The sequence below is a fragment of the Frankia sp. CgMI4 genome, assembly GCF_001756285.1.
Classification (GTDB): domain Bacteria; phylum Actinomycetota; class Actinomycetes; order Frankiales; family Frankiaceae; genus Frankia; species Frankia casuarinae.
In genome coordinates this window covers 142,141-164,374 of the sequence record NZ_MAQZ01000043.1, presented here as the reverse complement: position 1 = coordinate 164,374, position 22,234 = coordinate 142,141, and the positions used below count along the sequence as shown (strand labels likewise).

Sequence of the window (22,234 nt, the reverse complement as noted above, 5' to 3'; positions counted from 1 at the left end):
CTGGGTGGAGCTCCGGCGGATCATCCGGGGAAGCCGGTCACCTGGGAAAGCCGGCGAGCACATCCGCGGAGGCGGACAGCCCGAGCCGGGTCGCGCCGGCCTCGATCATCTCGATCGCCTTCTCGGTGGTGCGGATGCCGCCCGAGGCTTTGATGCCGAGCCGGCCACCCACGGCCGCCGCCATCGCCCGCACTGCGCGCACGCTGGCCCCGCCGGCCGGGTGGAAACCGGTGGAGGTCTTGACGAACTCGGCGCCGCCGGCCTCCGCTGCCCGGCAGGCGGCGCCGATGCTCTCGTCCGGCAGCAGGGCCGTCTCCAGGATGACCTTGAGCACGACGTCCGGCGGCACCGACAGCCGGACCTCGGTGATTTCGGTCTCGATCGCTCGCCAGTTCTCGTCCATCGCGTTGGCGATGTCGATGACCATGTCGATCTCCGTGGCGCCGTCCGCGACCGCCCGCCGCGCCTCCTCGGCCTTGATGACGGTCAGGTGCGTGCCGTGCGGAAAGCCGATGACAGAGGCGACGCCGAAGGCCGGCCTGACCTCACCGCGGTCCCGTCGGGTACTCGCGGCGGCCAGGTAGACATGGGTCGGCGCCACACAGACGGCACCGACACCCAGCTTGGCAGCCTCCCCGCACAGCGCGAGTATCTCCTCGCCGGTGGCGGACGGCTGTAGCAGTGTGTGGTCGACCATCCGGGCCACCTCGGCGCGCCGCAGGGTGGGGCGAGCGCCGGCGGCCGGTCGGGAGGGGGACTTCTCGGGTTCCTCGCCGGGACGGTCCGATCCTGCCGGAGCCGTTGTCATACGTTGCATCATTGCCGATCGCCCGGCTTCGCGTACGAGGAGTCCTTCCGTGCAGCTGYACATCGTCGACCATCCCCTCGCGGCCTCGTCGCTGACCGTCCTGCGGGACGAGCGCACGCCCCGGTCCCGGTTCCGGCCCGTCCTGTACGACCTGGCGATGATGCTCGTGTACGAGGCGACCCGTACGCTGCCGACGATGCCGGTCGCCGTCACGACTCCGCTGGCCACGACCTCCGGGGTGCGGCTGGCCGCGGAGCCGGTCGTCGTCCCGGTGCTGCGGGCCGGGCTCGGCATGCTGCCGGCGGCGCTCAACCTGCTTCCCGACGCCCACACCGCGTTCATCGGGCTCTCCCGCGACGAGACGACCTTCGAACCCACGGTCTACCTGGAGGCGGTGCCCAGCGATCTGGYCGGCCGCCCGGTGCTGCTGCTCGACCCGATGCTCGCCACCGGCGGTTCGGCCCTGCACTGTCTGCGGCTGCTCGCCGACCGCGGGGCGCGGGGCGTCACCGTGGTCTCCGTGGTGGCAGCACCGGAGGGCCTTGCGGCGCTGGAATCCGGTGGCCCTGCGGTCGGCACGGCGGACCTGACCGTTGTGACCGCCGTGGTCGACGAGAGATTGAACGAGACGGCCTATATTGTGCCCGGGCTCGGCGACGCGGGTGATCGGATCTTCGGCGAGATGTGATCTCCGTCGCGTCCGTCGAGMAGATTGCCCGCGGCCGTATGCAGGTGGAGCAGGCGTGCCGCGGCCTGGTCCCGAGCCGCGGGCACCGCGTCAACGGCATGCCCCGGCACCGGCTCCACGGTCTCGAGGTACACCTTCAGTTTGGGTTCGGTCCCGCTCGGGCGGAAGATCACCCGGTCCTCGTCGAGGAACAGCATGAGCACGTCGGCGGGTGGCAGAACCGGATGCGCCGCGTCGGCGCGGTCCACGGGGCGTGCGGGTCGAGGGGGAATGCCTCCCGCCGGTGCGTCCCCGTCCCGCGGACCGGCCAGCAGGTCACGGACCGCGGTGACGGGACGCCCGGCGAGGCTGGTCGGCGGCTGGGCCCGCAGGCGGTGCATCGTCTCGTCGATCTGGGTGACGTCGTCGAAGCGCGCCGAGCGTTGCCCCGTGAGATGGACACCGAGTCGTGCGGACAACTCGTCGAGCAGGTCTGGCAAGGTCCGGCCTCGTTGCTTCGCCCGCGCGGCGACCAGGGCGATGGCGAGGGCGGCGGTGATGCCGTCCTTGTCGCGGACCAGCTCCGGGGCGACGGCGTAGCCGAGTGCCTCCTCGTAGCCGAAGACCAGCCGCGCGTCCGCACGCATGATCCACTTGAATCCGGTCAGCGTCTCGGCGTAAGGAACGCCGACCTCGGCGGCCAGCGCACGCAGACCGGAGGAGCTGACGATGGTGGTCGCCACCGGACCGGGGCAGGAGTGCAGGACATGATCGGCGAGAAGCAGACCGACCTCGTCGCCGCTGAGTACCCGCCCTCCGACGGCGACGGCGCACCGGTCGGCGTCGGGATCGTTGGCGAGTACCAGATCGGCGTCGATGCGCTCGCCGAGCGCCAGAACCCGGTCCATYGCCCCCGCCTCCTCGGGGTTCGGCCACTGGACTGTCGGAAACTCCGGATCGGGTTCGGCCTGCTCGTGGACGACCCTGGGTGCGGCGAGACCCGCGGCGGTGAACACGGCGCCGAGAACGCCTGCGCCGACACCGTGCAACGGGGTGTACGCAACGGTCAGGGCCGTCGGGTCTGTGGTCACGTCTGTGCGTAGGTCGGTGGCTGTGGCGGTGGCGGTGGCGGTGGCGGTGGCTGCCCGGCCGGCCGTGGCCGCCGCGTGTATGTAGTCGTCGACGACATCCGCATCGAGCCTCCGCYAGGTCTCGGCGAGTGGGATCGCCCGGGCGGGGCCGGCAGCCGCGATCATTCCTTCGATCTCACGGTCCGCCGGAGCCACGAGCTGCGCTCCCCTCGCGGCGTCAGAGGAAGCATCACCCAGGTAGACCTTGTAGCCGTTGTCGGTGGCCGGATTGTGGCTGGCCGTGACCATCACGCCGGCGTCCGCGCCCAGCCTGCGCACGGCGAAGGCCAGCACCGGAGTGGGTAGCGGCCCGGGGAGTACCAGCGCCCGCAATCCGGCACCGGCGAACACCCGGGCGCTGTCGAGGGCGAACGCCTCGCTGCGATGCCGGGCGTCGTAGCCGACRACGACGGTCGCCGTCGAGGAATTCGGGGCCGCGGCCGAGCCCGGTGCGGCGTTCATGGAGCTCCCGGCCGTGGCCGGATCCGGCTTCGGTGCCGCCGGTGCTGGTGGTGCCGGTGCTGGTGGTGCCCTGCTCGTGAGCCAGGTGGCGAGTCCGGCGGCGGCGCGGCGCACCACGGCAGTGTTCATGCCGGCTGGACCGGCGCGCAGTGGCCCGCGCAACCCGGCTGTGCCGAACCGCAGCGGTCCGTGGAAACGTGTGGTCAGTTCCGCGAGCAGCGTGGCATCGTGACCCGCGCCGTCGCGCAGCCGGGCCAGTTCGGCCCGGTCGGCGGGATCCGGATCATCGTTCAGCCAGGCCTCGACCTGCTCGGCGAGCGGGCTGGGCAGGGACGTCGGGCTGGGCAGGGACGTCGGGCTGGGCAGGGACGTCGGGCCGGGTCGGGACGCGGACGGCATCGCGATTCCGCCGCGGTCCTACAGCCGGGTGACGATGTCGGCGAGCAGGATACCCAGGCGTTCCGCGGCGGCGGCTCCCGCGGTCAGCACCTCGAGATGATCCAGCGGCTTGCCGCTCATCCCCGCCGCGAGGTTGGTGACCAGGGACAGGGCCAGCACCTCCGCTCCGGCGGCCCGCGCCGCGATCGTCTCGTGCACGGTCGACATGCCGACCAGGTCGGCTCCCAGGAGCCGCAGCATGCGGATCTCCGCGGGTGTCTCGAAGTGCGGACCGGGCAGTCCCGCATACACCCCTTCGGTCAGGGTGGGATCGACCTCGCGGGCAAGCGTCCGTAGCCGGGGGGAATAGGCGTCGGTCAGGTCGGTGAACGCCGGGCCGACCAGGGGCGAGCGGCCGGTCAGGTTCAGATGGTCAGCGACGAGGACGGGCTGGCCGACGTACATGTCCGCGCGCAGACCGCCGGCGGCGTTCGTCAGTATGACGGTCGACGCGCCGGCCGCACAGGCCAGGYGGACCGCGTGGACCACCCGGGACAGGTCATGGCCCTCGTACGGATGCACGCGACCCAGATAGATCAACAGGCGACGGTCGCCGAGCTGGACGGAGCGTGCGGTCGGCTTGTGCCCGGGAACGTCGGTGTTGGAGGGGAAGCCGCCGAGTTGGGTAAACGTGACCTCGGTGACGTCGGTCGCCTGCCGGGACAGTACATCGGCGGCCGGGGGCCAGCCCGATCCCAGCACAATCGCRATGTCGTGCCGGTCGGCTCCGGTCAGCTCGGCCAGGGTGGCGGCCGAGGCCGCCGCATTCGGTTCGTCCGCCTGTGCCCTCACCCGGCGACTGTACGGGGTGTGTGGAGGACACTGACGCCCGTGCCCCTGATACCGTCCCACCGTCGTCTCCCGGCAGTGCCCCTGGAGTCCGGCGAGTTCACCGAGGTCGTGCTGCGCGGTCGGCTCACCGACCCGAGTGGACCCGGACGGTTCACGGCGAAGGTCGAATCCTTCGTCGGACACCGGTTCGGGGCCTCGCGCTGGATCGTGCTGACCGATCGGCGGCTGCTGGTCCTCGCCCCCTTCCCGCGGGAGGGCGACTGGTTCGACGTCGTCTTCGACCGTCGTGAGGTGACGGCGTCCCGAGGCGTCAAGCACGGAGATGTGATCACCGTCGAGCTCACCACTCCCCGCGGCCGTCAGGTTCTGCGCATCCCGGCCCGGCTACGCGGGGAGGCGAGCCGTTTCATCCGCGCGCTGCGCTAACAGTGAACGATCTCGCCGTGCGGCCTGTGCGGCCTGTGCGGCCTGTGTGGCCCGTGCGGCCGCCGGGAGCGGCGGTCTCGCGGTTACCGGCCGATAGGGTCAGGACTGGATCCCGCGACGGGCGCGGTGACATCGCCACACATCTGGCGAGAAAAGTACCCGGCGGGCCGGACCAGACTGCGATGGGAACAACGGATCGATGACTACGACCCAGTCGACCACCGGCGAGCTACCGATCCCGGTGGCGGGGGCCGCCACCTCGGGCGGGCGGCAGCGCACGGCCATGCGCACACATATGTGCGGTGATCTGCGATCGGATCACGTTGACCAGACCGTGACGGTGTGTGGCTGGGTGGCGCATCGCCGTCAGCATGGYCAGTCGCTGACCTTCGTCGACCTGCGTGACCATTCCGGGATCATTCAGGCGGTCGTCGACGGCTCGGTCGACGTCCGGACCGAGTACGTATTGCGGATCACCGGTACCGTCGCCGTCCGCCCGGAGGGGACCGCGAACCCCGCCCTGGCCACGGGCGAGGTCGAACTACGCGACTGCGAGGTGCAGGTGCTCTCGGTCGCGACACCGCCGCCGTTCCCGCTGGACGATCGAGCCGACTCCGTCGATGAGGCCACTCGTCTCGCCTACCGCTATCTCGATCTGCGCCGTGACCGGATGCAGCGCAACCTGCGGATCCGCTCGGCGGTTCTTGCGGCGATGCGCTCGGCGCTTGCCCCGCTGGACTTCGTCGAGGTCGAGACGCCGCTGCTGATGCCCTCGACCCCGGAGGGAGCACGGGAGTTCATCGTTCCGTCGCGCCAGTTCCCAGGCAGTTTTTACGCCCTCCCGCAGTCACCCCAGCTTTTCAAGCAGCTGCTCATGGTGGGTGGGACGGATCGCTATTTCCAGTTCGCCCGGTGCCTGCGCGACGAGGACCTACGGGCCGACCGGCAGTACGAGTTCACCCAGCTCGACCTCGAGATGAGCTTCGTGGACCAGGACGACGTGCTCGACGTGACGTCGGCGGCGGTTTTGGCCGCGGCCCGGGCGGTGACCGGCGGCCCCGTGCCGCCGATCGAGCGGATGTCCTGGCACGAGGCGATGAACCGCTTCGGGGTCGACAAGCCGGACCTGCGGTTCGGCATGGAACTCGTAGAGCTGACCGCGGTCTTCGCGGGTAGCGGTTTCAAGGCGTTCGCCGGGGCCGAGGCCGTCAAGGGAATCCGCGTACCCGGCGGATCGGCCTCGCACAACCGGCGCAAGCTCGACGATCTCACCGCGCGGGCGAAGGGACTGGGCGCGAAGGGCCTGGTCTGGATGCGGGTCGGTCCCGGCGGTGAACTGGAGTCCCCGGTGGCGAAGTTTCTCTCCGCCGAGGAACTCGCCGGCATCGTCGCGGCAACCGCGGCGGTGGCGGGAGACCTTCTTCTCCTGGTCGCCGACGAGTGGGCGACCACCTGCGAGGTACTCGGCCAGCTTCGCAACGATCTGGGCCGCCCACCGGCCGGCGAAGGTCCGTTGCGGTTCGTGTGGGTCGTCGACTTCCCGCTGTTCGTCGGGGTGGACCCTGGCACCGGACGGCCGAAGCCGGGGCATCACCCCTTCACCCGTCCGCACCCCGACGATGTGGACAAGCTGGAGACCGATCCGCTCGCGGTGCGTAGCCGGGCGTACGATCTGGTGCTCAACGGCTGGGAACTCGGATCCGGTTCGATCCGGATCCATGAGAGCGGTCTCCAGCAGCGCATCTTCGGGATCCTCGGAATCTCGCCGGCGGAGGCGAAGGCTCGATTCGGCTTCTTCCTCACCCCTTTTGGCTACGGGRCACCACCGCACGGCGGATTCGCGGTGGGGATCGACCGGTTGGTGGCGATCCTCGCCGGTGAGGAGAACATCCGGGAGGTCATCGCCTTTCCCAAGACCCAGTCGGGACTCGACCCGTTGACGGGSGCCCCGACGCCCGTGACCGATCGTCAGCTGCGTGAGCTGGGGGTGCGGGTGGTCACGGCACCGGCACCGGCACCGGGACAGGGGCAGGGCCCGGTAGCCGTCTGAGTGCGTCGGGCCTGGCCGATGAGCGGTGCGGTGGTCGGGGCCGGGCATTGCCGCGACCAGGCCTTTGGCCAGCTTCCCCGGTGGGGTGGTGGGGTAGGAACGGGCCGAATGGGGTAGTCACCTTCTGCTGCCCGTGAGCCGAGCCGGTGGGTGACGGCTGTCTGGTGCTGTTACCGACCCCGAGCTGTTACCGACCCCGAGACCCGACCCCAGGAGGCCAGGTGCAGATCCCTTTCTCGTCGTCGTCGAGCACCAGTCTCGGCATCGAATGGGAGCTGCAGCTCGTCGACCAGCAATCGCGCGAACTTCGCGGCGAGGCCAGCGGGATTCTTCACGAGCTGCGGGCGAAGGTCGGGGAGTGCGAGGCGGCCAAGGCCAAGCACGAGCTGTTCGAGTCGACCATCGAGGTCATCACCGGGGTCTGCGACTCGGTGGAGGAAGCGACCGCGGACCTGTCTGGAACCGTCTCGCTGCTGCGCGATCTGGCGGAACGGCGCGGGATCGGGCTGATGTGCAGCGGCACGCACCCAGCCAGTGACTATATGGGACAGCGCATCACCGAGGATCATCGCTATTTCCGGTTGGTCAGCCAGATGCAGTGGTTGGCCCGGCGGCTGCTCATCTTCGGCGTCCACGTACATGTCGGAGTGCGGTCTGCGGACAAGGCCATGCCGATCGTGAACRCTCTGATGGCCTATGTCCCACATTTTCTCGCCTTGTCGGCGTCGTCGCCCTACTGGCTGGGYGGAGACACCGGGCTGGCCTCATCGCGATCACAGGTCTTCGCGAGCCTGCCCACYGCGGGGCTGCCGTACCCGTTGGAGGACTGGCCGGGTTTCGAGTCGTTCATGGAGACACTGATTGTCTCCGGCACCATCGAGACGATCCGCGAGGTCTGGTGGGACATCCGTCCACATCCCAACTTCGGCACCGTGGAACTGCGGGTCTGCGATGGTCTGCCGTCCCTGATGGAGGTGGGGGCGGTTGCGGCTCTCGCGCAGTGCCTGGTTGACCGCATGAACACCCAGATCGATCGTGGGTATCGTCTCCCGACCCCGCAACGATGGCTCGTGCAGGAGAACAAGTGGCGGGCGGCCCGGTACGGTCTGGACGCGCAGATCATCGTCGATGGTCGGGGCGGTATCCGGCCGGTCCGGGATGACATCACCGATCTCGTGGAGGATCTGCTTCCGGTCGCCCACCGTCTCGGTTGTTCATCCGAGCTCTCCGACACGCTGACCATCCTGCGGACGGGCGCGAGCTATATCCGGCAGCGGGACGCCGCCCGGCGGGCCGGTGGAGATCTCACCCGGGTCGTCGATACCCTTCTCGAAGAGATGAACACCGGCCGTCCGGTAGTCGAYGGCTAGACACGCCGGCGAATACCCCGAACCGCCTGCGTTCAGGGCCCGCGTGGCGTGTGCAGGGAGGAGCCCGGCCGGCAGATGARGGTTGACGAGACCGCGGCGGTCGCCGGGTGGGTGGCCGCGCACGAATCCGAGCTGATCGCGTTGCGTCGCGATCTCCACGCTCACCCGGAGCTCGGCCGRCAGGAGCACCGCACCGCCGAGCAGGTCGAGGCGCGGCTTCGGGCCGCGGGACTGTCGCCGCAGCGCCTGCCGGACCTTCCTGGCCTGTGGTGTGACATCGGTGCCGGCGTCGATCATGATCCAGGCGCTCCCGTGATCATGCTGCGGGCCGACATGGACGCTCTTCCGCTCTCGGATATCAAGGACGTGCCGTACCGCTCCACCGTTCCGGGTGTGGCTCACGCCTGCGGACATGACGTACACACGACCGTGGCGCTCGGCGCCGGACTCGCGCTTGCCGAGGTCGCACGCGTGTCCACGCTGCCCGGGACCGTGCGCCTGGTGTTCCAGCCCGCGGAGGAGCTCATGCYGGGCGGCGCGTTGGACATCATCGACGCGGGCGTGCTGAAGCCGGTGACCACGGCGATCGCGCTRCACTGCGATCCGGCGCTCGACCTGGGCATGATCGGTCTGCGGACGGGTCCGATCACCTCTGCCGCCGATGCCGTCGAAATCACGCTGGCCGGGCCCGGYGGTCACACCTCCCGGCCACAGAACACAGTCGACCTGGTGTACGCGCTCGTCCGCCTTGCGGCCGATCTCCCTGCCGCGTTGGGGCGACTGGTCGATCCCAGGTCGGCGCTCTCCCTGGTCTGGGGTCAGGTGCAGGCGGGAACCGTTGCCAACGCCATCCCTCGTACCGGTCAGCTTCGAGGCACGGTCCGCACCCTGTCCCGGGAGACCTGGGAGAGCGTGCCGGCGCTGGTCACTCAGGTTGCCGAGCAGCTCGTCGCACCGTACGGAGCACAGATCGTGGTCGACTACCGCCGTGGCGTGCCGCCCGTGGTGAACAGCGTGGATGTCGTCGAGGTCCTTCGGACCGTCGTCGACCGCGTGTTTGGTCATGGGGCCTCCACCATGGTGGCGCAATCGCTTGGTGGCGAGGACTTCGGTTGGTATCTGAACCACGTGCCGGGGGCCTTGGCCCGATTGGGCACTCGGACACCCGGCGGCCACACCTACGACCTTCACCAGGGCAGCTTCGACGTGGACGAGAGGGCGATCGGTGTGGGCGTGAAGCTGCTTGCCGGCGCGGCTCTCGATCTGCTGACCCATACGCCCCCGGCGCCGTGACGCTACGTCCGCCTCTGTCCGGATCCGCGGCCGCGCCTCATGGTGTGATGCGTCACGCTGCCGTGATGCGTCACGCTGCCGTGATGCGTCATGCGGTCGGTCGCGAACGGAGTTCGGCCACGTAATCGGCGGGTGCCCCGGCCTTCTCCGCGGAATCGGCGATCATCTCGAGGTACCGGCGCGACGGGAGTCCTCCCTCGTAGGCGTCGAGAACATAGGTCCAGGCGAGGGCCTCCCCATCAAGGGTGGAGACCCGCACCCGGATGCGGRTGTACAGGCCGGTGTCCGCGCCCTCCCAGACGTCGAGCCGTTCCAGGTCGTAACGGTCGAGGTCGTACAGAAGGACGTACGCGTGAGCACCYGGAGCCTCGACGATGGTCGGCAAGGCTCCATCCCAACCGACGTTTTCACCGCCGAACGTGAGACGCCAGCCATTGATCCATMCAGTGCCGGTCACGGGCGAGTGCGGGGCCCGCTCCTTCATCTGCGCCGGGTCGAGGTTGCCGGCGTAAGCCGCGTACAAGGTCATTGTGATCTCTCGGAGGGTTACGGTGCGTGATTGTAACTGTAATTTCCGCTCATGAAAGGAGGAAGATGGCCCTACCTGACATCGCCGATGTCGGACTCCGTCTGCGATCCTACGGAGCCTCCCGCACCGGCAGGAGAGCGGCCGCGGCGGCGGGGCAAGATGATAAGGAAGCGATACCGGATCGGGAGGGCACGTGACTCGCATCGTCATTCTTGGTGGAGGGCCCGGAGGCTACGAGGCGGCTCTCGTCGGCGCCTCACTCGGCGCGACGGTCACCGTCATCGACTCGGAGGGGGTCGGTGGTGCCTGTGTGCTCACCGACTGCGTTCCCTCCAAAACCTTGATCGCAACTTCGGAGACCATGACGAACCTCGCTCTAGCTCCYGGCCTGGGTGTCCGCCCGCATAGTCTTGGCTCTGGGCCGGAACCGGCGTTGCCCCCCGTGGCCTGGGGGATCAGTACCGGCACGGACTCGGGCACCCGGCCGCTCACGCCCCCGGAGGTCGTCAATGTGGATGCGGAGCAGGTGTACGAACGGGTCCGTGATCTAGCCAAGGCCCAGTCCCTGGACATCGAGCGCCGGCTCGAGCGCGAGAAGGTCGATGTCGTGCACGCCTCTGGGCGCCTCGTCGGGCCGCACGCAGTCGAGACYAGCACCGGTGAAACCTTCGTCGGTGATGTGATTTTGATCGCGACCGGCGCCTCACCACGCGACCTCCCCACGGCCCGGCCAGATGGTGAGCGGATTCTCACCTGGCGCCACCTCTACGACCTCAAGGAGATACCCGAACATCTGGTCGTCGTCGGTTCCGGCGTCACCGGAGCCGAGTTCGCCAGCGCGTATCGGGCGCTTGGCGCCGAGGTCACGCTGGTTTCCTCGCGCGAACGCGTGCTGCCGGGGGAGGACCCGGATGCCGCCCGGGTCATCGAGGATGTGTTCGTGCGGCGTGGGATCGAGGTGCTCAACCGATCGAGGGCGGCGTCGGTACGGCGCATCGGGGACGGTGTGATCGTCGAGCTGACCGACGGCCGGACCGTTACGGGAAGCCACGCTCTGATGGCGGTTGGTTCGGTACCACGCACCAAGGGCCTGGGACTGACTGACGTGGGGGTACGGCTTGGGCCTGGTGGGCATGTGAACGTGGACCGGATGTCGCGGACCTCGGTGCCGGGTGTCTACGCGGCCGGTGACTGCACCGGAGTCCTCCCGCTCGCATCGGTCGCCGCGATGCAGGGGCGTATCGCCATGTGGCACGCCCTCGRCGAGGCCGTCACACCCTTGCGGCTCGGGACGGTGTCGTCCAACATCTTCACCGAGCCGGAAATCGCCACCGTCGKAGTCACGCAGGTGATGAAGGACACCGGGGCAGTCGCAGCCGAGGTGACCAYAGTTCCACTCTCGCGGAATCCGCGGGCGAAGATGATGGGTATTGAGGACGGCTTCGTGAAACTGTTCTGCCGTCCGGGGAGTGGAAGTGTGCTTGGCGGTGTCATTGTCGCGCCGCGTGCATCCGAACTCATCCTCTCTATCTCGCTCGCGGTCGAACACGGTCTGACCGTCGATCAAATCGCACATACGTTCTCGATCTACCCGTCGCTCTCCGGATCGATCACCGAGGCGGCTCGCGTCCTGCGTACGCGCGACTTCTTCGCGGGATTCGACAACCCAGAGTGAGCAGGGGCCCGGCAGGGCCGCGCGCGGCACCTCCTGCCATCTTGGGCTGCCGTGTTGGGCCGCGGACGGCAGTCGCCGCTGCCGGGCGCTGCCCGCAGACGCAGACGAGTGGCGCGGGCACCGACCCGTCCCGACTCTCATGACGAAGGTCGGCGCGGCGAGTACTGCCGACGCCTGCCTGTGGAGAAGGCTACGAGTTGTCCCCGTCCCCCTCGTCCTCATCGTCGCTCGTGGGGAAAATTGGAGGAAAGCCATGCTGTTCCAGCCGGCGGTTCCGGAAGAACCCGCTGGTGGCGAAGCCGAGCCCGATCCCAGAAATCAGAAGAAACGCGACGACGATGGCTCGGACTTCGAGCTCACCGGGCAGCAGGGCAAAGATCAGCGCGAAGGGCAACATCAGCAGGAAGGGCCGTGTCGCCTGGCGCAGCCTCCAGCCGGGGCCGGTGAGGTCATGYGAGACCCAGTCGTTGTAGGCCGGAGGAAGGGTCCCCCCAAGCAGGTAGTGCACTCGCCCGGTCAGCGGTGGTCGCTGAACGACCGGGCGGGCCACCGCCAGCTTCCGGTCCTGGCCGCTCACCGTCGGGCTGTCGTTACCGTCCATACCTCGCAGCCTATGAAGTCTGCGGTGGAGAGGTGGCAGCCGACGGTGGGCAGGTCGAGCTTCAGTGTGCTCTAGTCTTTGATCTCACAGAGCAMGGTGCCGCTGGTGACAACGGCGCCGACGGTCGCAGCCAGTCCGGTGACCGTGCCATCCCGATGCGCGTTGATCGGCTGTTCCATCTTCATCGCTTCCAGAACAATGATCAGATCACCCGCGGAAACGGTGTCGCCGTCGTTGACCGCGACCTTCACGATGGTGCCCTGCATGGGACTGGCCAGGGCGTCGCCCGTGACCCTGGCCGCCGCCGTGCCGCGAGCGCGCCGCTTGGGCGCCGCTCCCCGGGAAGCGGCGACGGGGGCAGAACCGAATCCGGCGGGTAGCACGACTTCGAGGCGTTTGCCGCTCACCTCGACAACCACGGTCTCCCGCGGCTCGGGGGTGGTGTCGGCCTCAGTCCCTCCCGCGAAGGCCGGGATGGTGTTGTCGAACTCGGTTTCGATCCAGCGGTTGTGGATACGGAAAGGCTCTGCGGCGTCCTCCGGGGCGAAGGCGGGATCCCGTACGACCGCGCGGTGGAACGGCAGCGCCGTCGCCATTCCCTCGATGACCATCTCATCGAGGGCACGCCGAGCCCGCTGCAGAACTTCCTGCCGGGTTGCTCCGGTGATGATGAGCTTTGCGAGCAGGGAGTCGAAGGCGCCGCCGATGACGCTGCCGCTTTCGATGCCGGTATCGAGCCGGACGCCGGGGCCGGCCGGCGCGATCAGCTTGGTGACCGTGCCGGGTGCGGGAAGGAAGTTACGGCCGGGATCCTCACCGTTGATGCGGAATTCGATGGAGTGACCGCGAGGAGCCGGATCGGTGAAGTCGAGTGCCTCACCCTCGGCGATACGGAACTGGGCACGAACCAGGTCCACTCCGGAGACCTCTTCGGTCACCGGATGCTCGACCTGGAGGCGGGTGTTGACTTCAAGGAAGCTGATCATGCCATCGCGGGCGACGAGGAACTCGACGGTCCCGGCCCCGACATAGCCGGCTTTCTTGCAGATCGCCCTCGAGGCGTCGTACAGCGAGTGGAGCTGAGCCTCCGAGAGAAACGGTGCCGGCGCCTCCTCCACGAGCTTCTGGTAACGGCGCTGGAGTGAGCAGTCGCGGGTACCGACCACGACGACGTTGCCGTGCGTATCCGCCAGGATCTGGGTCTCGACGTGGCGCGGCTGGTCCAGATACCGCTCGACGAAGCATTCCCCGCGACCGAACGCCGCGACCGCCTCCCGGACGGCACTGTCAAACAGTTCGGGGAGCTCCTCCGCGGTCCAAGCGACCTTCAGTCCGCGCCCTCCGCCACCAAAAGCGGCCTTGATGGCAACCGGAAGGCCGTACTGCCCGGCGAAGGTGACAACCTCATCGACGCCGGCCACGGGGTCTGCGGTGCCGGGCGCGAGCGGCGCGCCGACCGCTAGTGCAATATGCCGGGCCGCGGTCTTGTCTCCGAGACGGCGGATGGCCTCCGGCGGCGGGCCGATCCAGGTGAGGCCTGCGGAGATCACGGCCTCCGCGAAGTCCGCATTCTCCGAGAGAAAACCGTATCCCGGGTGGACGGCGTCGGCCCCGGAGGACTCGCAGGCATCGAGAATTTTGTCGATGCGYAGGTACGAATCACCAGGGGTCGCGCCTCCCAACGCAAATGCCTCGTCAGCAACGCGTACGTGCAGGGCATTGATATCTGGTTCCGCGTAGACTGCGACGCTGGTGTATCCGGCGTCGCGGCAGGCGCGGGCCACTCGAACCGCGATTTCTCCCCGATTGGCGATGAGGATCTTACGCACGTCGCTCCCGTCCTCGTCCGGCCTGCCTGCGTGTAGGTGAGTCGGGCCGCACATTTTGCTGTCATTGTACCCAGATGTGATGCTGCAGACATCCCGACGTCATGTCTATCGGTTGATCACCAGTCGGCTCGAGTGCGCGCACCCGGCGTCATCCCGGACCTTTGCCAMGCCCCCGGTCCGGTGGTGAGACTGCCACGGAGCGCCAGCRTCGGGCTGGCCCAGGACGAACGGCGGGTGGCCGGTGCCGACGAGGGAACGGCGCGAGCCGTCAGGAGCGCCACCACGGCGGCGATCTCCTCCGGCGTCGCCTCACCGCRGATCAGCTGCAGCCGAGGCTGACTCGCCCGCCTGTCATCGTCCTGAACCACGTTTTTCTCCTCGGTACCTCGAGTAGCTGGTGCGTCGTACGTATGCCGTCCGTGGGCCCGCGGCCCGGGAGATCTCCGCCGCGGGCGGATTCCCCTTCCGGCGAGCCGGCGACGGCAGATCCCGCCTATAGCGGGATGTTGCCGTGCTTCTTCGGTGGCAGGGATTCACGCTTGGTACGCAGCAGACGCAGTGCTCGAATGAGCTCGCGCCGCGTTTCCGACGGGCTGATGACCGCGTCGAGATAGCCCCGTTCCGCCGCGATGTAAGGGGTCGCGAAGTGATCGGTGTAGTCTTGGATCAGCTCGGCCCGACGAGTCTCCGGTGACTCGGACCTGGCTAGATCCCGTCGATAGATGATGTTGAYGGCACCCCGGGCGCCCATCACCGCGATCTCGGCGGTTGGCCAGGCAAGGTTGATGTCCGCCCGCAGGTGCTTGGACCCCATGACGTCGTAGGCACCGCCGTAGGCCTTCCGAGTGAWCACCGTCACTTTCGGTACGGTGGCCTCTGCGTAGGCGTAGATCAGCTTGGCGCCACGGCGAATGATGCCGTTCCACTCCTGGGAGGTGCCGGGAAGGAAGCCGGGGACGTCGACCAGAGTCAGCACCGGGATGTTGAATGCGTCGCAGGTCCGGACGAACCGGGCGGCCTTCTCGCTGGCGTCGATGTCGAGGGTGCCGGCGAACTGCATCGGCTGGTTGGCGACCACCCCGATAGAACGTCCATCCACCCGGCCGAATCCGACGATCATGTTCTGGGCGAACTGAGCGTGGACCTCGAGAAAGTCACCCTCGTCGAGGACCCGCTCGATGATCTGGTGCATGTCGTACGGAGTGTTCGGGGAGTCGGGGATGAACGTGTCGAGATCCGGGTCGATCTCGGCGTCCAGATCGTCCACGGCGTCGTAGCTCGGGGCGTCGTCGAGATTGTTCGACGGAAGGAACGACAGCAGCGCACGGGCGAGTTCGAGGCACTCCGTCTCGTCGGCCGACTGGAAGTGCGCGACACCGCTGCGGGAGTTGTGGGTGTGTGCGCCACCCAGTTCCTCCATGCCCACGTCCTCGCCGGTGACCTCCTTGATCACGTCGGGGCCGGTGATGAACATGTGGCTGGTCTGGTCGACCATCAGGGTAAAGTCGGTGATCGCCGGAGAGTACACGGCGCCACCGGCGCATGGCCCCATGATCAGTGAGAGCTGTGGGACGACGCCGGAGGCCATCACGTTGCGGTAGAAGATTTCGCCGTACAGACCGAGGGAGACGACACCCTCCTGGATACGCGCTCCGCCGGAGTCGTTGATGCCCACGACGGGGCAGCCCGTCTTCAACGCAAGATCCATGATTTTGACGATCTTCTCACCGAAGACCTCACCCAGGCTGCCACCGAAAACGGTGAAGTCCTGGCTGAACACGCAGACCTGCCGGCCGTCGACAGTCCCGTACCCGGTCACCACGCCGTCGCCGTACGGCCGGTTGGCCTGGACGCCGAAGTCGTGCGCGCGATGGCGGGCGAAGGCGTCGGTCTCGACGAACGACCCGGGGTCGAGGAAGGCCTCGACCCGTTCGCGGGCTGTCATCTTGCCCTTGGCATGCTGCGCGTCGACCGCTCGCTGGGACCCGGCGTGGACGGCATCATCGTTCACGCGCCGCAGGTGGGCGAGTCGGCCTGCGGTGGTGTGCGGGTCGGGAGCGGAATCCTCTGCGGACGCGGGAAGAGCCATAACCGGCAGCGTACGACCCCCGTGGGTCCACGCGTGTGATTGATGTGCAGCGGATCTCACCGGATAGGCGAGATTCGTGGGCCTCCGGCGAGTTGACCGTATCCCGGATCAGCTCGCCGATCGTCCGCCGATCGTCCGCCGATCGTCCGCCGATCGTCCGCCGATCGTCCGCCGATCGTCCGCCGATCGTCCGAGTCGCCGACGGGTGACCGGACGGTCTGGCAGGGTGGACCGGTGCCACCCTCGAAGGAGCCCGCACCCGCGGGACCCTCTCCCGAGCAGCCCGCGTCCGGCAAGCTCCCGTCCGGCAAGCCCTCGCCGGCGTCCCCTCGGGCCCGCCCTGCCGGAGAGGGGCGATTCTCGTCCGTCGGAACACGTGAACCGCTGGACGCCGCACGCCTCGCGGCCCGTGCCGCCGCGGTCGGTCTCGACCTGACGGTGGTAGAGGAGACCGACTCGACCAACGCCGCGCTGGCGCGCATCGCCCGGGGCGAAGACACCGCCCGGGGCGAAGACACCGCCCGCGGCCGGGGACGGGTTCTCGTCRCCGAACGGCAGACGGCGGGTCGTGGTCGGCTCGACCGATCATGGGAGTCTCGCCCTGGTGCCGGGTTGACGGTCTCGCTGCTGCTGCAACCCCGGCTACCGATGTCACTGTTCGGCTGGCTGCCCATGGTGGTCGGAACCTCGCTTCTGGCGACGCTACGCGAGGTGGCGGCGGTTCCCGCAGTCCTGAAATGGCCCAATGACGTTCTCGTTGACGATGCGAAGCTCGCCGGCATCCTGGTCGAGGTCGTCCAGGTCCCACTATCGTCACCCTCGGTGATTATCGGTTTTGGGTTGAATGTCATGGCGGAGCGTGACGAGCTCCCGGAGCGGTCGACAAGCCTGCTGCTCAGCGGCGCGCTTCCGGCGGCTCTGGACCGGACCGAGCTGCTCGGGGTGGTACTCGCGGATCTCGTCGGGGCGATCACTGGCTGGGAGGCCGACCCGCAAGCGGCTCGCGCGGAGTACCTACGGGTGTGCGCGACGATCGGCAGGCGGGTGCGCGTCGAGCTGCCGGACGGTTCGGCGGTGCTCGGGACCGCCACCGACGTTGACCCCGACGGCCGGCTCGTCGTCAACGGGCGACCCTACAGCGCCGCCGACATCGTTCACCTGCGGTGACGAGGGACCCGGCAGTGATCTGTCCGCCCGAGATGCGACGATCGTTGCCGTGGCGTTTCCCGACGATATCCTCACCCAGGACGAAGAGGTTGTCCTTCATGTGCACCCGCACTGGGTCAGCCTGGTAGTCCCGGCGTTCTGGACGGTTGCCGCCCTCCTTTTCGCCGTGCTGGGGGTTTTCTTCGCACCCGGAGGGGTGTTGCAGAAGCCCATCCAGTATCTCGTGCTTCTGGTCGCCTTCGGTGCGATCGGTTACCTGAGTGTGATGCCATGGTTACGTCGGATGACGACCCATTACGTCGTGACGAACCATCGACTGGTGATCCGCGAAGGGGTCGTCACGCGGGTCGGGCGTGACGTCCCGCTCGCCTGGTTGGTTGGCGCGACGGTGCAGCAGAACGTCATCGWCCGGCTTCTGGGCTCGGGTGAGCTGATCATTGAGKCGGTGGGGCAGCGGGGCCGGGTCAGCCTGTCGTGTATGCCGCACGCCGAGCGGGTGCAGGAAACCCTCGCCGATCTCTCCGCGCCCTACCAGTCACGGGGCTATCCGGGGGCCTGACGCCGGGACGGCCGGAGGCGGTAAGCACGGCAGATCCGTCACACCGGATCGAACTCCCGCCACCATGCGAGCAATTTGTCGGCCTGCGGATCCTCCGTGGCGAAGCCGAGACGCTCGTCGTCAACCGTCCAGAACACCGAGAACCGGCCGGGTCTTGCATCGCACAGGAAGGTGCCACGGCGTCGGGAGCCGCGTGCCCAGCGTTCGATGCCGGTCTGTCCCTGATAACAGTCGCCGACGTCGGCGAGGGCTGCGGACCGGCGGGCGATGTCGCGGGTCAGGGCCGAGGCGTCCCGGTAACGCAGGACGAGGATTCGAGCGGGGGCTGGAGCGTCGGTCGCCACCCCGGGGACGCAGCTGAGGGCCGCCTCCACGCCATCGGGTACCGCCTGTCCCTCGCTGGGCGGCGCACTCGTGCACTCGTCGACCGCGAACGGCTTGAGCGAGGACCGCAGCCGGGCCTCGGCGGCGTCGAGCGTCGGGCCCGGCGACGGTCCGACGCCGGGCCCTCCGGAGGCCACGGTGCCTGCGGTGCCCGTCGTGCCGGACGCCGACGGGTGGCGACCGGCGGGGCTGTCGCTCGGATCGTGGGTCACGGCGAGTCCGATGGTGATGCCACTCGCGATCAGAGCCGCGATGATCAGGACGATCGCGGTGAGGGGTCCACGACGCCACCACGAGCCGGTTCCACCGGATGGATCCTCGTCACCGTCGGCCGGATTCCGCGGGAATCCGTCTTCGGAACCGTTCACAGGTATCCGGCCTCCCGAGGAAGGTCAGCTCAATGGCGGAGTGGATCGAACGACTTCCACCATCTGTTGAGGTTACCCGGATCTTGATCATCCGCGGAGAACGCGATTCGATAGTCGTCGTAGGTCCAGAACTCGTAGAAACGCTTCGCGAAGAAGTAGCACAGCCGGGTGCCACCGGTCGACTCGGCCGGCGAGCTCCACTGCTCCGAGCTCTGCTGGCCATCGTCGCAGTTCCCCTCGTCATAGTAGTACGTTTCACGGGCGCCGATCTGCCGGTCCATGGCGGACTGACTCGGGAAGTGGAAGGCGGTGACCTCGATGCCGCTGGAATCCTTGCAGACGAGGGCGGCGTCGGCGTAGGCGCTGTCACGGTGTGCGGGGACGGCGCATCCCGTCATGACGACCGGGTTCAGTAGTGAGCGGAGGATCTCCTGTGGATTGCCGGCCGGCTGTCCACCGCTCCCCGACGCTTCGATGGTCGATGTTCTGGCGACGGATTGTCCGCTCGTCGTGTCGGCGCCGTCCCCGCCGGTGAAGACGACGACTCCGAGCAGGATCACCAGGGTCAGGAGGAGACCGCCGCCCGCGAACAGCAGGCGTCGATCCACGCTGACCTCGTGCCGGGAGGCCGTGCCGCGCTTGGCCATGGGGGCCAGGGGGGCCACGGCGCGCTCGGTGAGCCCGGGTCCGGCCGCGCCGGCGGGGATTCCCGTCGGGTGGACGGGCGGCTCCGGCGGAAGTCCCGGCAACAGCCCCGGTAACGACGAGGGCCGTCTGGAATCCGCAGGCGCGCCGAGCCGCACGGCGGTGGCCGTGTCGACCGAGGGGGCGGACGTGCCGAGGAGATTGACGGGCGCCGACGCTGGAAAGCCGCCGGTCGGGACAGGCGTCCCGCCCGTCAACGGGTGGTCGGCGGGTGATACGGGAAGCGGAGATGCGCCGGATGTGACCGGAGTTCCGCTCACCGAAGGGARTCCGTTCGGCGGGTTGACACCGATTGTCGCTCCGGGAGTTGGCGCCGGATAACCGATGGGCGGTGCGGACGGCTCGGCCTGCGCGTCAACGCCGTTCGTGGACCTGCCCCGGGCCTCGAAGGCTCCGAGGAAGGCCGTGTCACCGTTCGTGCCGAGCCCGGTGCCGGTTTCGGCCGCGAGGGTTCCGGGCTGGTTCGCGAGGGTTCCGGGCTGGTTAGGGTCGCCGCCCTGGATGCCGGGCCGTCCGGTGGGCGGGGTCAGGCGATAGGTGAGGTCGCCGTCGTCCGGCCACGGTGACGATGGGGTGTGGTGTGGGGACATCGACACTCCGGAGGACGTCTGAGGTCCCGAAGGCAGGGGGGGGCCGAAGGCCACCGGGGAGTCAGAGCTGCCGGATCTGGTTGGCGAGCCGTAGTAGAGCGGACCGGGCGGGCCGGCCATGCCTGTGGGTGGCCCGGGGGGGCCCGGGGGGCCGGGAGGTCCCTGCGTCCCCGACCGAGCCGGCAGGCCAGGCGGTCCCTGCCCGCCCGGACCAGGCTGGTCCGCCCGGGCGGACCAGGCGGGGGGGCCGGTGGGCGGGGCGGAGCCGGGCGGGGCGAGAGATTCGGGTGGCCCGGGGGGAGCGGGAGGCCATGACGGAGTGGAGGGCGCGGGCGGCCCCGGCAGGCCACCCGGACCGGGCAGTCCCCCGAAGCGGGGGGGAACCGTGGGAACCGCGGGAACCGGCGGGCCCGGTGGCAGAACCGGGCCTTGCGGTATGGAACCCGGCGGCGGTCCCGAGCCCAGGGCCGACGGCGGTGGGACCGGATTCGTGTATGGCGGAGGCGACAAGGCATGCCCCGGCTCCACCCCTKGTCCCCGGTGCAGTGGATACAGGATGGTCCGGTCAGGCCCGTCCGGGTCTGCATCGGGGCCGCTCCCTGGCCGCGGCAAGTCCGGCGGTGGCTCGGACACCTGCGACGCTTCGTTGTCGCCTTGGCCGGGGCTGGGCACGGTTCCTCCCGAGATGGGTGACAGGTGCGACCCCAGCGTAGGCCCCTCACCACCCGGATATGGGCGATGTCAGGCTACTGCGTCACAAATACTGCTCTATCACCACCCGCCCGGCCGAAGGCAAGCAGGCAAGATCGAATTCACAGCAAACGGCGCCCCGCCGTGTGGACGTGGYCGCGTCCCGGCGGCGTCCACCGCGACGTCAGGCCTTGGGCACCGGATCGAAATTACTCCACCATTCGTACAGGGCCRCCCCGTCGGGGCCGGTCGCCATGAAGGAGACCAACGTGGAGTTGTAGGACCAGAAGATGAAATGATCACCGTCACGTACGTTGCAGACGGCCGTGCCCTGGGTCGCACCCTCGTGGAAGTTCCAGGTAAAGACCTCGTCGCCGCCCTGCTCGCATTTGCCTCCGGTGGTGGTGACCAGGGACTTGCGCACCTCGACGTCGCTGTTCAGATCACTGGTGGTCGCGTAGGAGTAGGCGGCTACCACCTTCCCATCATCCGAGTTGCAGAACAACGACGCCTTGATGTGGCCGCCCTCGGCTTCGCTGTTGGGCTCGCAGTCCATCATCACGGACGAGTCGAGCTTGGCCAGCAGGGCGTGCTGCGCCGAGGTGAACTGCGCCGAGGGACTCACACTCGGACTCACACTCGGACTCGGACTCGGACTTGGCGAGGGCGATGACGATGGGCTTGTCGAGGTCGGCGAGGCGCTGGGGCTTTCGGACGCGGCCACCGTGCCCGGGTTGTCGGAACCTCCGGAGAGGAGCGCAACCGAAACAACGATCAGGAGGAGTGTCGCCGCCACCGCGGCAGCGATGATGGTGTTACGCCGACGTTGAGAGCCGCCGGGCCGGGGGGGCGCCCCCGGCGGCGGATAGCCTCCGTAACCGTCCGCCGCGGGGTAGCCCTGCTGCTGATAGCCCTGTTGGTAACCCGGCTGATAGTTCTGCTGATATGCCTGTTGCGGATAACTCTCCGTGGGATAGCCGCCGACGGGATAATCCTGGCCGTAGCCCTCGCCGGGTGGGTAGCCCCCACTGGGTGGGTGGACCGCCGTCGGGGGGTACTGATCGGTGCCGCGGTACGGATTCTGTGCGTACTGGTGCTGGGGGTGCTGGTGCTGGGGGTACTGGTGCTGGGGGTGCTGGTGCTGGGGGTGCTGGTGCTGTGCGTACGGATTCTGTGCGTACTGGTGCTGGGGGTGCTGGTGCTGGGGGTGCTGGTGCTGTGCGTACGGATTCTGTGCGTACTGGTGCTGGGGGTGCTGGTGCTGGGAGTACTGTGCCGTGGGCGGGTAGCCGCCGGGCTGGTTGACGCCGGGTGCGCTGTCGCCGATCAGGTGGGTCTCGTCTTCGTCGCCGAACGGTGCCGAGCCCGCGGAGTACGGCGAGGCGGAATAGGAACCACCAGCGTTGCCGTCAACCCCTTGGGTCTGGGCGTCCGGGTCCTGGGGGCCTGGGCCCGGTGACTGCATGACGTCCTCCTGCGCTGCGCGAAGAGCGGCCCCTGCYCGCACTCGTGATCTTGCTGATCCCGCCGTGGTGCCGGGCGGTTCTCGCAACCGTCCATCTGTGTTAGAGCGGGACGGATCGCCCCGTTCGGCCCAGGTCGGGCTCGATGC

The 22,234-nt window shown here is 68.6% G+C and carries 20 protein-coding genes; 9 read left to right on the top strand and 11 right to left on the bottom strand.

Features of this window, described 5'->3' with window-relative positions:
- Positions 1–37: 37 nt before the first annotated feature.
- Positions 38–817 carry a deoxyribose-phosphate aldolase gene (gene deoC, locus Manayef4_RS03875; protein ID WP_108913196.1) on the bottom strand — a complete coding sequence of 260 codons (780 nt, stop codon included), beginning with the start codon at positions 815–817 and terminating at the stop codon, positions 38–40.
- A 40-nt stretch (positions 818–857) separates the two neighbouring features.
- Between deoC and upp the strand changes: the two genes are divergently transcribed.
- Positions 858–1,496, top strand: coding sequence for a uracil phosphoribosyltransferase (gene upp / locus Manayef4_RS03870; protein ID WP_070130629.1), 639 nt, complete (start codon positions 858–860; stop codon positions 1,494–1,496).
- Here upp and Manayef4_RS03865 read toward each other — a convergent pair.
- On the bottom strand, positions 1,442–3,466 hold the full coding sequence (locus Manayef4_RS03865; protein WP_070130628.1) for a phospho-sugar mutase: 2,025 nt from the start codon (positions 3,464–3,466) through the stop codon (positions 1,442–1,444). The two genes, upp and Manayef4_RS03865, sit on opposite strands and share 55 nt — an antisense overlap.
- Positions 3,467–3,484: 18 nt before the next feature.
- Positions 3,485–4,297 carry a purine-nucleoside phosphorylase gene (locus Manayef4_RS03860; protein ID WP_070130627.1) on the bottom strand — a complete coding sequence of 271 codons (813 nt, stop codon included), beginning with the start codon at positions 4,295–4,297 and terminating at the stop codon, positions 3,485–3,487.
- A gap of 39 nt (positions 4,298–4,336) precedes the next feature.
- On the opposite strand from Manayef4_RS03860, the gene Manayef4_RS03855 reads away from it, so the two are divergent.
- From Manayef4_RS03855 to Manayef4_RS03840, 4 genes are all read left to right on the top strand, one after another.
- Positions 4,337–4,723, top strand: a complete 387-nt coding sequence (locus Manayef4_RS03855; RefSeq protein ID WP_023839883.1) for a hypothetical protein — start codon at positions 4,337–4,339, stop codon at positions 4,721–4,723.
- A 199-nt stretch (positions 4,724–4,922) separates the two neighbouring features.
- A complete protein-coding gene (gene aspS, locus Manayef4_RS03850; RefSeq protein ID WP_070130626.1) occupies positions 4,923–6,773 on the top strand; it encodes an aspartate--tRNA ligase in 1,851 nt (616 codons plus the stop codon).
- 221 nt (positions 6,774–6,994) lie between these two features.
- Positions 6,995–8,143, top strand: coding sequence for a glutamate--cysteine ligase (locus Manayef4_RS03845; RefSeq protein ID WP_070130625.1), 1,149 nt, complete (start codon positions 6,995–6,997; stop codon positions 8,141–8,143).
- Positions 8,144–8,218: 75 nt separating this feature from the next.
- Complete coding sequence (locus Manayef4_RS03840; RefSeq protein ID WP_070130624.1) at positions 8,219–9,436, top strand: amidohydrolase; 1,218 nt, start codon at positions 8,219–8,221, stop codon at positions 9,434–9,436.
- Between the two features lie 88 nt (positions 9,437–9,524).
- On the opposite strand, the gene Manayef4_RS03835 is transcribed toward Manayef4_RS03840, so the two are convergent.
- Positions 9,525–9,965 carry a gamma-glutamylcyclotransferase gene (locus Manayef4_RS03835; RefSeq protein WP_070130623.1) on the bottom strand — a complete coding sequence of 147 codons (441 nt, stop codon included), beginning with the start codon at positions 9,963–9,965 and terminating at the stop codon, positions 9,525–9,527.
- A gap of 193 nt (positions 9,966–10,158) precedes the next feature.
- Between Manayef4_RS03835 and Manayef4_RS03830 the strand changes: the two genes are divergently transcribed.
- Positions 10,159–11,640 (top strand): NAD(P)H-quinone dehydrogenase, encoded by a 1,482-nt coding sequence (locus Manayef4_RS03830; protein ID WP_070130622.1) that lies wholly within the window; start codon positions 10,159–10,161, stop codon positions 11,638–11,640.
- Positions 11,641–11,830: 190 nt separating this feature from the next.
- On the opposite strand, the gene Manayef4_RS03825 is transcribed toward Manayef4_RS03830, so the two are convergent.
- The 4 genes from Manayef4_RS03825 to Manayef4_RS03810 form a co-directional block, all read right to left on the bottom strand.
- Positions 11,831–12,241, bottom strand: coding sequence for a DUF5313 family protein (locus Manayef4_RS03825; RefSeq protein ID WP_011435150.1), 411 nt, complete (start codon positions 12,239–12,241; stop codon positions 11,831–11,833).
- A 71-nt stretch (positions 12,242–12,312) separates the two neighbouring features.
- Positions 12,313–14,070, bottom strand: a complete 1,758-nt coding sequence (locus Manayef4_RS03820; protein WP_070130621.1) for a biotin carboxylase N-terminal domain-containing protein — start codon at positions 14,068–14,070, stop codon at positions 12,313–12,315.
- A 116-nt stretch (positions 14,071–14,186) separates the two neighbouring features.
- Positions 14,187–14,438 (bottom strand): acyl-CoA carboxylase subunit epsilon, encoded by a 252-nt coding sequence (locus Manayef4_RS22375; protein ID WP_083282261.1) that lies wholly within the window; start codon positions 14,436–14,438, stop codon positions 14,187–14,189.
- Positions 14,439–14,563: 125 nt separating this feature from the next.
- A complete protein-coding gene (locus Manayef4_RS03810) occupies positions 14,564–16,159 on the bottom strand; it encodes an acyl-CoA carboxylase subunit beta (protein WP_070130619.1) in 1,596 nt (531 codons plus the stop codon).
- Positions 16,160–16,393: 234 nt separating this feature from the next.
- Here Manayef4_RS03810 and Manayef4_RS03805 point away from each other — a divergent pair, with 234 nt between their 5' ends.
- Both Manayef4_RS03805 and Manayef4_RS03800 read left to right on the top strand, forming a co-directional pair.
- Positions 16,394–17,326 (top strand): biotin--[acetyl-CoA-carboxylase] ligase, encoded by a 933-nt coding sequence (locus tag Manayef4_RS03805; RefSeq protein ID WP_083282260.1) that lies wholly within the window; start codon positions 16,394–16,396, stop codon positions 17,324–17,326.
- A 49-nt stretch (positions 17,327–17,375) separates the two neighbouring features.
- Positions 17,376–17,885 carry a PH domain-containing protein gene (locus Manayef4_RS03800; protein WP_070130618.1) on the top strand — a complete coding sequence of 170 codons (510 nt, stop codon included), beginning with the start codon at positions 17,376–17,378 and terminating at the stop codon, positions 17,883–17,885.
- Between the two features lie 38 nt (positions 17,886–17,923).
- On the opposite strand, the gene Manayef4_RS03795 is transcribed toward Manayef4_RS03800, so the two are convergent.
- The 3 genes from Manayef4_RS03795 to Manayef4_RS25655 all read right to left on the bottom strand — a co-directional run bounded on the left by Manayef4_RS03795 (position 17,924) and on the right by Manayef4_RS25655 (position 21,259).
- On the bottom strand, positions 17,924–18,637 hold the full coding sequence (locus Manayef4_RS03795) for a hypothetical protein (RefSeq protein ID WP_011435156.1): 714 nt from the start codon (positions 18,635–18,637) through the stop codon (positions 17,924–17,926).
- Between the two features lie 29 nt (positions 18,638–18,666).
- A complete protein-coding gene (locus Manayef4_RS23850) occupies positions 18,667–19,932 on the bottom strand; it encodes a hypothetical protein (RefSeq protein ID WP_139139992.1) in 1,266 nt (421 codons plus the stop codon).
- Between the two features lie 874 nt (positions 19,933–20,806).
- Positions 20,807–21,259: a hypothetical protein gene (locus Manayef4_RS25655; RefSeq protein WP_139139991.1), complete on the bottom strand. Its 453-nt coding sequence runs from the start codon at positions 21,257–21,259 to the stop codon at positions 20,807–20,809.
- Positions 21,260–21,574: 315 nt separating this feature from the next.
- Between Manayef4_RS25655 and Manayef4_RS25650 the strand changes: the two genes are divergently transcribed.
- The gene (locus tag Manayef4_RS25650) at positions 21,575–22,081 is read left to right on the top strand and encodes a hypothetical protein (RefSeq protein WP_175443309.1); all 507 of its coding nucleotides are present in this window, start codon (positions 21,575–21,577) and stop codon (positions 22,079–22,081) included.
- Positions 22,082–22,234 lie beyond the last annotated feature (153 nt).